Source organism: Irregularibacter muris (assembly GCF_024622505.1).
Taxonomy (GTDB): domain Bacteria; phylum Bacillota; class Clostridia; order Eubacteriales; family Garciellaceae; genus Irregularibacter; species Irregularibacter muris.
This window is the reverse complement of the sequence record NZ_JANKAS010000034.1, coordinates 1-1453: the sequence shown is the minus strand read 5'-3', so window position 1 is coordinate 1453 and position 1453 is coordinate 1. Positions and strand designations below refer to the sequence as shown.

Here is a 1453-nt window from a genome sequence, read left to right as displayed (position 1 = left end):
TAGAAGCAGCCATGGCAAAACTCTATGCTGCAGAAGTGGCCATGGAAGTGACCACAAAGGCTGTCCAACTCCATGGTGGCTATGGCTATATCCGAGACTATGATGTAGAACGTATGATGCGTGATGCCAAAATCACCGAAATATACGAAGGTACAAGCGAAGTACAGCGTATGGTTATCTCAGGTAATTTACTAAAATAACAACCCGTAGGGAGTGAAGAAAAGTGAAGATTGTAGTTTGTATAAAGCAAGTTCCAGATACAAATGAAGTAAAATTAGATCCAGTGAAAGGAACCCTTATCCGGGATGGAGTGCCAAGCATCATCAATCCCGATGATAAAGCCGGTTTAGAAGCGGCATTACAATTAAAAGATGCCATGGGAGCAGAAGTGACCGTACTGTCCATGGGACCTCCCCAAGCAGAGGAAGTTCTTAGAGAAGCCTTAGCCATGGGAGCAGATAAGGCCATTTTACTAACCGATAGAGCCTTTGGAGGAGCCGATACTTGGGCCACTTCCACCACCATTGCTGCCGCCATTAAAAATCTTGACTATGATTTAATTATTACCGGCCGCCAAGCCATTGATGGAGATACTGCCCAGGTAGGCCCACAAATTGCCGAACATCTGAATATCCCCAATATTAGCTACGCCGAAGACATCAAAGTAGAAGGAGAGCATATCCTTGTGAAACGGCAATATGAAGACAGATATCATATCCTAAAGGCCAAAATGCCTTGCTTAGTCACGGCACTAAGCGAGCTAAATGAGCCTCGGTATATGACACCAGGGGGGATTTTTGATGCCTATAGAGAAAAAGAAGTGGTAAGCTGGGGCTTAGAGGACATTACCGTAGATACCGCCAATATCGGTCTAAAGGGTTCTCCTACTCGAGTAGCAAAATCCTTCCCTAAGAGCTTAAAAGCTTCAGGGACCAAGGTAGAGCTAGATCCCGAAGAGTCAGCTTCCTATATCATAGAAAAACTAAAAGAGAAATTTGTACTGTAAATATTGAAGGAAAGTGGTGAGAATAGGCATGAATTTACAAGAATATAAAGGCATATTTGTTTTTGTAGAGCAAATGGATAAAAACATTACAGGTGTTTCCTATGAATTAATCGGTAAAGGAAAAGAGCTGGCCAAAGATTTAGATACAGAGGTAACCGCTGTACTCTTGGGTTATGACATATCCCAATTACCAGATAAACTAGCTGCCTTTGGAGCAGATAAAGTGATTGTAGTGGACCATAAAGAGCTAGAGATCTATCGAACAGAACCCTATACCGATGCTATGTACAACATTATACAAACCCATCAACCTGAAATCGTACTCTATGGAGCCACAGCCATCGGTCGTGATCTAGCCCCTCGGGTATCGGCAAGAGTACATACAGGACTAACGGCAGATTGTACAAAACTAGAAATCGATGAAGAGAGCAAAAACCTGAGAATGAC

3 protein-coding genes are annotated in these 1453 nt (G+C 42.9%); all 3 read left to right on the top strand.

Going from position 1 to position 1453, the window contains the following annotated elements; genetic code table 11:
- On the top strand, positions 1–200 hold a 200-nt coding region (locus tag NSA47_RS15290), incomplete at its 5' end, for an acyl-CoA dehydrogenase family protein (RefSeq protein WP_257533563.1).
- Between the two features lie 23 nt (positions 201–223).
- Positions 224–1006, top strand: coding sequence for an electron transfer flavoprotein subunit beta/FixA family protein (locus NSA47_RS15285; protein ID WP_257533561.1), 783 nt, complete (start codon positions 224–226; stop codon positions 1004–1006).
- 28 nt (positions 1007–1034) lie between these two features.
- On the top strand, positions 1035–1453 hold a 419-nt coding region (locus NSA47_RS15280; protein ID WP_373370341.1), incomplete at its 3' end, for an electron transfer flavoprotein subunit alpha/FixB family protein.